The organism is [Phormidium] sp. LEGE 05292, from assembly GCF_015207735.1.
Lineage (GTDB): Bacteria > Cyanobacteriota > Cyanobacteriia > Cyanobacteriales > Aerosakkonemataceae > Floridanema.
In genome coordinates this window covers 1-7359 of sequence record NZ_JADEWG010000228.1, presented here as the reverse complement: position 1 = coordinate 7359, position 7359 = coordinate 1, and the positions used below count along the sequence as shown (strand labels likewise).

Genomic DNA, 7359 nt, shown 5'->3' with positions numbered 1-7359 from the left:
AACTTCTGGAGGATGATTATTTTGTTCAATTCTTTATACTTTAGATAAGATGAAAATTTAAGGAGTTGTTAGAAGATGAGTTTACTAATGGAAACTGCGACTAGTGCAGCTAATAGTGCAGCTAATGCCCCTCACTTTCCTGTGTCTGCTACTTTAGTTTATGTAGTTGGATTTATTGCCGCAGTGACGATCGGTTCAATTGCTTGGTATAATTCAAAGCGTCCTGTAGGCTGGGAAGACAAAGAACGCCCCTCTGTTGTTCCAGAAGTGAAAAAAGAAGAAACTCCTGGTGTTGGTACTCCCAAAGGCTAATTAATCCACAAGTAATAATATTTTCAGATTGGAGATTTCAGATTGCTAGTTGGTGAAAAAATTTCCCAGCTAAATCTGAAATCTTAATCTGGAAATTGGTTAGTGCGATCGCTAATTTTGTTTGACAACCCAACGTTTGTAAAGTTTTTGAATTGCCCCCAACATAGTACTTTGAATTGTCTGAGGTGGGTTATTTGCGGGATCTAATTGTTGAATAGTGTTAATTAGTTCTGCCTCTTCAGAGGTGACATTGCTATCACTGTAAATTAAAGCGCTGATTGCTTCAATTAAATTTTGGCATTTTTCGGAAGAAGGGCGATCGCCTAAATACTCTTGTACCCATTCATAACATTGACTAGGTGGCACTGTGCGAAATTCATAGAGCCAGGGATAAATTTCTGGATCGTTATCCAAACCCTTTTCTTTCGCCAATCGGTATAAATATTCTCGTTCCTCTGGCTGAATTTTACCATCAATCCAAGCTACACCTACAAGGATCTTGAATAGAATTGTAATATCTGAATTTGAAACCATTGCTTTTTCCTTAATTTTATCTATTTAGAATAATCAAGAAATTGCTGATAGACAACTGCGATTACTCTTTGAAGCTTTGTGCTGTCGATCGCAAACGTACCATAAAAAATCCGTCCATCTGTTCTCGGTGCGGTAAAACTTTAATCCACCCAGGCGGCGCGACAAAAGAGTACATTGGTGAATTAGCAGCAGGTAGTTCAATTTGCCAATTCGCATGAGTGGCGAGAAAATTTTCAATCACCTGTTCGTTTTCTAAAGGATGCAAAGTGCAGGTAGAATAAACCAAAATCCCTCCAGGTTTGACATACTTAGATACACTATCTAACAATTCTTTCTGCAAAGCTGCTAATTCTTTAACATTTTCGGGAGTTTGTCGCCAACGCGCATCAGCGTGACGATGCAAAGTTCCTAATCCAGAACAAGGTACATCGAGTAAAACTCGATCGGCTATATTGGTAAATTGAGGAAAGTTGCGACTATCGCCAGTGCAAATTTCAATAGATTTTAAATTTAATCTTTGGGCGTTTTCTTGGAGTTTTTTTAATCGGGAAGGAGTGCGATCGCCAGCCCAAACTTTCCCTTTATCTTTCATCAATTCTACAATATGTGTCGTCTTTCCTCCAGGTGCCGCACAAGCATCAATTATTACTTCCCCAGGTTGCGGATCTAACAGGTGTGTTACCATTTGGGCACTACTATCTTGTACAGTCCATAAACCTTCTTGAAAACCTGGTAAATTTTGAATTGCGCCAGTACTCCCCATTAACCTTAAAGCTTGGGGAAGATGGGGTATTTTCTTAACTAAAATATTTGCTGATTTTAAAATCGTTTCTACTTCTTCAAGGGTGGTTTTTAAAGGGTTAATTCTGAGATCGATCGCCGGAGTTTGGTTCATCCATTCGCACAATTGTTCCGTTTCTGCTGCTCCCCATTGTTCTAACCACAATTGAATTATCCAATCGGGGAAACTGTATAAAATTCCTAATCTTGCAACGAGGTTTGCTGGTAAAATTAAGGGGTCTTGGTTGGGGGAGGATATGCGATCATACTGGCGCAACAAACCATTTACCACTCCGCTAAGTGCAGCTAATTTATTCTCTTTTGCTAGTTCAACAGTAGTATTAATAGCAGCAGAAACCGGAATGTTAGTAAGATATCGTAATTGATATAAACCTAAGTGTAAAATAGTGCGGATATCTGATGGTTGTTGATTAGCTTTCTTTTTGCCTAATTGGTCAATAATCGTATCAAGCGTGCGTTGTCTTCTCACGCTACCATAAACTAATTCGGTGGCAAATCTGCGATTGACATCGTTGAGGTTTGATGTGCGAAGAAAGCGATCTAAGGCGACATCTGCATAAGCGCCTTTGTGAATATCTCTTAGGGTGAGAAATGCCAGTTGTCTGGGGTTTTGGGGGTTCATGCTGGCAAGTTAATGGGGTTCTTTTTTTAGGATATCTTGTTGGGATACAAGAGAGATAGTTTTTTTGAACCGCGAAGGACGCAAAGAGCGCGAAGAAAGAGAAGAGGAAAGAGGGGGAGAGGTGCGATCGCTATTCTATACTTGAGTAATGATTATGGAGGTATTGTAGAATATGATCCAAAAAGAGGCAGTTATAAGCTATCTTAACAACTTCTGGCTAATATTTTTTGAACGTACAACGATTGTATAACTTCAATAATAATTTTTCTTATATATTGAAGCTTTGCATACCTTTTCTTCTGAGTATAACCCGCTCAATTTATACAGATGTTCAAAGGAATTAGTGATATGGCTGTTAATCACTTTACTCTCATTGATTATAGAAATAATACCTCCTTCATAGAGTATAGAATCTAGAAACTGACAAATAAAATTTAAGTCTTCACCTTTTTTTGGCTCTAAATATTGAATAACATTGTGGAGAAAAATTAAATTGTATTTTTTGGCTTCAAACTCTTCTAAATTATTCTTGTCTAATAAATTCAAATTAATAAATCTGATTTGTTTAAAAATTAAATCCGAAAAATACAAATATTCTGAATCTAATTCCCTAAAATAAAATTGAAGTTCTTCTGGTGACATATATTTAGAAATTACTGTTTTGGGATAAATTAAATTATTGTTTTTTAATTTATCAAATATAATATTCGGTTTATTTAAAACATCAATATTCAACGCTGTTTTTTCAGAATTTTCGGTTTTAGATAAATAGGGAAAAAGATATTTTAAAATAGTAATTAATTCCTGTCCATAAGATGCACCAATCAAACCTATTGATAAATACGTGGAATCATCTGCATTTTCCTTATTTGTATTAAATTTTTCTATTAAATAAGGAAGAATTTCCCGAAAAATGCGATCGTATACTTTCGGATAGCGATCGATAAATGAATATTCAGGGCCAATAATTTCTCTTAATAATTCATTTTTATAAAGAGCTATCATTAAAGGATGTTCAAATTCATTGGCATCAATTATATTTTTAATGTTTACCCAAACATCTGCGATCTGAAGACTTTCAGCAATTTTAAGAATTTCACTTTCTATCTCATTGGCAAAATTTGGAAATACAATATCAATAAATTCTTCAACAGAAAGGGTAAGAGCGCCTATCTGGACAAAGCTTTTAAAAACTAGTTTTTTGTACTCCTGAGAAACTAGATCAATCATATTAATTTAGTAACAAGGTTTACAATTTTTTTAATTATAGGAGGAAAGGTGCGATCGCTTTTTCTAAGGTAGTATTTCAAAATAAGTACAATGTTATGGACGAACGATCTCAAAATCTTGCAGATAAATCTGTTTCCTCTGAATCTCCTAAACCAGCAATCTTCATTAAAAAATTACTTTCTTCTGGTTCATCTTTTTTTAAAGCAGGAGTTGAACTAACCTTAAACTGTAAATATTCAATAAAATTTGCTAATTCAGGTAATACTTCTGAAGGAAGTTCTTCAATAGCTTGGGATAATTGTTTGTGTGTGGGTGTTGCAGAGTTCATATTACTAAAGGATTGTTATCTTGTAAATCTACTTAGTAGTAGCGTAAAAGTTATAAAACGTCAATGGTTAAAATTTAGGCACGAAACCCTTTATTCATTTTAATGACAGGAAGGAAGAAGAAGAAAGGTGCAAAGTTATTGAATTAGGGCTTGTCGGGTATTAGCTCTGTAGTAGGGAAGTAGCCATAAATTAATAAAATCCGTAATTTTACAGTTTATTTTCAATGTAACATACTTAATAATTTAATTAAAACTTAATCTAAAATAAATGTACATAGTAGGGAAGTAAGATGCCCAGTTATAAAGAGTACAAAAGCGTTAGTGAATTTCCTTTGCATACTCAAAATATAAGTCGTGAGGAACTAGAAAAAGCTTATCAAGAACTTCGCACTACATACCGCAGTCTTACTAATAGTCGTGGTCAACTGGTACGACGACAAAGCGAAGCTAAAACTAACCTTGTGAAGCTGCAAAATAATCTAAAGCAGACAACAACAGCACTAGAAAAAGTGAACGCAGAGAGAGAAAAATTACAAAAATCGCTGGCTCATAGTGTTGAAGTTCAGAGAGAGTTAAAAAACTGGGGAGACAGTCTCAATGAGCAAGTAGGTGACTTAAAAGAACAGATGAACGCAACGAATCAGTTACTAGAAGAATTTGAGTCTGTCTATGAAGAAGTTAATAAAGAGCAGGGTGTACTTGCAATTGGTCGTCGTTTCTATCTTTTATTAACAGCAGCTAAAAGGCTACTGAATACTGACATAAAAGATTTGGTATTTAAAAATAAAACTGCATCTGCTCAAGATGAAACTTGGGCACAAGAAACAACTGAAAATATTAATCGTAGATTGTTAGACGAATAGAACAAGATGGGTAAATTAACAAAATCGCTGAAAGCAGTTACTCAAAAACTAGATGATGTGCAAAATGGTATTAACCAAATGCAGACTCTAGGGGAAGAACTGGGAAAAAATACCTTCCGTGTAGCAGAAGCAGCACTTCAGACAGGTTATGCTTATGCTAAAGCTGAAAATGAAGAGGCATTTAGCCATCCTCTCTTAGCAAGTGCTTCTCCTGTACTGGAAAAAGACCAACTCAATGGAGCAGCATTTTGGACAGAAGAAACCCTGAAAGCTCGATTTGGTAGCTGTACTAAAACTTACCAGCATTTAAAGAAAAAATATAACATCAAGCTGAATTCTCCAAGCTGGAAAAATGTTGTAGCTGCCTTTAACGGAACTGGGAATGAAATTCCTATCGAAGAAAGAGTAACGGAATTAGAACAAAAAGTAGTTCAGCAAGCGCAATACATTGTGACTTTAGAACAAAAGATTGATGAAATGCGTTTACAATTACAACAGATGACGATCGCACTTAGCAAAGTTTTGTAGAAAAGAGAAATGCGATCGATCTACCAAAATTTAACACGAACATCTGCGTTCATCTGCGTTCATCTGCATTCATCTGCGTTAAAAAAACAAGAATTATCCACCCAGCCAAAATTTAACAGTAACATCTGCGTTCATCTGCGGTTGCAAATTCTCACCACCCCAAGCCTTGATTTACTCACCCATCCACACAGACAATAAAGTATTGTCAGAACAGCCACAGATAACAAAACTCCATAATGACTGCAATAGACTCCCCCAAACACAAAAAAGCCAAAGCCCTCAAATCAACCAGTCGCCGCCCCGCTAAAGATCTTTGTAGCGAATGTGGGCTTTGCGATACATATTATATTCATTATGTCAAGGAAGCTTGCGCTTTTATTAATCAGCAAATAGCCGAGTTAGAAGCAGAAACACATGGGCGCAGTCGCAACTTGGAAAACCAAGATGATTGGTATTTTGGCGTTCACCAAGATATGATGGCGGCACGCAAAAAACAGCCAATCCCAGGCGCACAATGGACGGGAATTGTGAGTACGATCGCAATTGAAATGCTCAATCGGGGTATGGTCGAAGGCGTTGTCTGTGTCCAAAATACCAAAGAAGACCGCTTTCAACCAATGCCAATTATCGCCCGAACACCAGAAGAAATCCTCGCCGCCAAAGTCAACAAACCCACACTTTCACCAAACCTTTCTGTGCTAGAACAAATAGAACAATCTGGCATGAAACGGTTATTAGTAATTGGCGTTGGTTGCCAAATTCAAGCATTACGCGCCGTCGAAAAACAACTAGGTTTAGAAAAGCTCTACGTTTTAGGTACTCCCTGTGTCGATAATGTTACTCGCGCTGGATTGCAAAAATTCCTCGACACTACCAGCAAGTCACCAGAAACAGTGGTGTATTACGAATTTATGCAGGACTTTCGCGTACATTTTAAACATGAAGATGGCTCGATCGAAACAGTCCCCTTCTTCGGTTTAAATACCAAAGAACTAAAAGACGTATTTGCCCCTTCCTGCATGACCTGTTTTGATTACGTTAATAGTTTGGCAGATTTAGTCGTCGGATACATGGGCGCACCTTTTGGTTGGCAGTGGATTGTTGTCAGAAATGATACAGGTCAAGAAATGCTAGATTTGGTCAACGACCAGATAGAAACTCAACCTGTAAACGCTTCTGGCGACAGACGCAACGCCGTCCAGCAAAGCATTCCCGCTTACGACAAAGGCGTAACTCTCCCGATGTGGGCAGCGAAATTAATGGGCGTAGTAATTGAAAAAGTTGGCCCTAAAGGTTTGGAATATGCCCGATTTTCCATAGACTCTCACTTCACTCGTAACTATTTGTATGTCAAGCGAAATTACCCGGAAAAATTAGCCGATCATGTCCCAGAATACGCCCAAAAGATTGTTAACCAATACAAACTCCCCCAATCATAAATAAATCGCATAAATATCTTTAATTACCCGGTTTATACCTATATGACCGGGTTTTTTGTTACTAAATTTTCCAGGTATTTCTCTCCTCTGTCGAAAAAAAGTGTGCAGAAATTAAACTGTCATGCCATTGGCAAGTAGCGATCGCTCCCTGAAATAGCTTAGAGATGAAAGATTCTCATTCCTACGAATGAAAAAGGGGGTGTACTATGTTAAAGCAACCGATTCAGCACTTCAAACACGCTAGATTTCTCGCTTGGGTAACACTTCTTTGCGCTTCGTCTGTACTCGCCCAAACAGCTAATTATGGTGCTATTAATGTATCACCAGGATTTGAACCTTCAAGTGCGATCGCCACAGGTTCCACAGCTGGTTCTTTCTCTCTATTTTCTATTGCAAACCGCGATCGCGACAACAACTTCTGTGTCGGATACAGCACCAGTGCCACCCCCGACCACGTAATGACTTTGCAAAAAGATTTCCCCCATCTCAAGTTAGAACTCAGAAGCGGTAGAACTCCTACAACATTAGTCGTTAAAGGCCCAAATGGTGTAATTCGTTGCGGCATCGGCAGTATCGAAGATAAAAACTGGAAATCTGGTGAATACCAAATTTGGGTAGGCTCTAAAGACGAAGGTGTGAGAGGTAACTATACTTTACTTGTTAGAGAATAATTGGGACTGGGGACTGGGGACTGGGGAGATG

9 protein-coding genes are annotated in these 7359 nt (G+C 37.6%); 5 read left to right on the top strand and 4 right to left on the bottom strand.

Annotated features, from left to right (window positions below; genetic code table 11):
* Nucleotides 1-75: 75 nt before the first annotated feature.
* The gene (gene psb35 / locus IQ264_RS30515; RefSeq protein WP_193986132.1) at nt 76-312 is read left to right on the top strand and encodes a photosystem II assembly protein Psb35; all 237 of its coding nucleotides are present in this window, start codon (nt 76-78) and stop codon (nt 310-312) included.
* Nucleotides 313-423: 111 nt separating this feature from the next.
* Here the strand turns inward: psb35 and IQ264_RS30510 are convergent, their stop codons facing one another.
* The 4 genes from IQ264_RS30510 to IQ264_RS30495 form a co-directional block, all read right to left on the bottom strand.
* On the bottom strand, nt 424-846 hold the full coding sequence (locus tag IQ264_RS30510) for a TerB family tellurite resistance protein (protein ID WP_193986130.1): 423 nt from the start codon (nt 844-846) through the stop codon (nt 424-426).
* A gap of 61 nt (nt 847-907) precedes the next feature.
* On the bottom strand, nt 908-2269 hold the full coding sequence (locus IQ264_RS30505) for a 16S rRNA (cytosine(967)-C(5))-methyltransferase (RefSeq protein WP_193986128.1): 1362 nt from the start codon (nt 2267-2269) through the stop codon (nt 908-910).
* 252 nt (nt 2270-2521) lie between these two features.
* Nucleotides 2522-3499 (bottom strand): CheR family methyltransferase, encoded by a 978-nt coding sequence (locus IQ264_RS30500; RefSeq protein ID WP_193986126.1) that lies wholly within the window; start codon nt 3497-3499, stop codon nt 2522-2524.
* Nucleotides 3500-3608: 109 nt separating this feature from the next.
* Nucleotides 3609-3827 carry a DUF2281 domain-containing protein gene (locus IQ264_RS30495; protein WP_193986124.1) on the bottom strand — a complete coding sequence of 73 codons (219 nt, stop codon included), beginning with the start codon at nt 3825-3827 and terminating at the stop codon, nt 3609-3611.
* Nucleotides 3828-4117: 290 nt separating this feature from the next.
* Here IQ264_RS30495 and IQ264_RS30490 point away from each other — a divergent pair, with 290 nt between their 5' ends.
* The 4 genes from IQ264_RS30490 (at nt 4118) to IQ264_RS30475 (ending at nt 7328) form a co-directional block, all read left to right on the top strand.
* Nucleotides 4118-4690 (top strand): hypothetical protein, encoded by a 573-nt coding sequence (locus IQ264_RS30490; protein ID WP_193986121.1) that lies wholly within the window; start codon nt 4118-4120, stop codon nt 4688-4690.
* Between the two features lie 6 nt (nt 4691-4696).
* Nucleotides 4697-5218: a hypothetical protein gene (locus IQ264_RS30485; protein WP_193986119.1), complete on the top strand. Its 522-nt coding sequence runs from the start codon at nt 4697-4699 to the stop codon at nt 5216-5218.
* Between the two features lie 236 nt (nt 5219-5454).
* A complete protein-coding gene (locus IQ264_RS30480; RefSeq protein WP_193986116.1) occupies nt 5455-6657 on the top strand; it encodes a Coenzyme F420 hydrogenase/dehydrogenase, beta subunit C-terminal domain in 1203 nt (400 codons plus the stop codon).
* A 206-nt stretch (nt 6658-6863) separates the two neighbouring features.
* Nucleotides 6864-7328 carry a hypothetical protein gene (locus IQ264_RS30475; RefSeq protein WP_193986106.1) on the top strand — a complete coding sequence of 155 codons (465 nt, stop codon included), beginning with the start codon at nt 6864-6866 and terminating at the stop codon, nt 7326-7328.
* The last annotated feature ends 31 nt before the right edge of the window (nt 7329-7359 follow it).

Bases quoted from the DNA above. Each gene is read 5' to 3' on its own strand.
- IQ264_RS30510 (WP_193986130.1), bottom strand. From the start codon at position 846: ATGGTTTCAAATTCAGATATTACAATTCTATTCAAGATCCTTGTAGGT.
- IQ264_RS30475 (WP_193986106.1), top strand. From the start codon at position 6,864: ATGTTAAAGCAACCGATTCAGCACTTCAAACACGCTAGATTTCTCGCT.
- IQ264_RS30495 (WP_193986124.1), bottom strand. From the start codon at position 3,827: ATGAACTCTGCAACACCCACACACAAACAATTATCCCAAGCTATTGAA.
- IQ264_RS30480 (WP_193986116.1), top strand. From the start codon at position 5,455: ATGACTGCAATAGACTCCCCCAAACACAAAAAAGCCAAAGCCCTCAAA.
- IQ264_RS30505 (WP_193986128.1), bottom strand. From the start codon at position 2,269: ATGAACCCCCAAAACCCCAGACAACTGGCATTTCTCACCCTAAGAGAT.
- IQ264_RS30485 (WP_193986119.1), top strand. From the start codon at position 4,697: ATGGGTAAATTAACAAAATCGCTGAAAGCAGTTACTCAAAAACTAGAT.
- psb35 (WP_193986132.1), top strand. From the start codon at position 76: ATGAGTTTACTAATGGAAACTGCGACTAGTGCAGCTAATAGTGCAGCT.
- IQ264_RS30490 (WP_193986121.1), top strand. From the start codon at position 4,118: ATGCCCAGTTATAAAGAGTACAAAAGCGTTAGTGAATTTCCTTTGCAT.
- IQ264_RS30500 (WP_193986126.1), bottom strand. From the start codon at position 3,499: ATGATTGATCTAGTTTCTCAGGAGTACAAAAAACTAGTTTTTAAAAGC.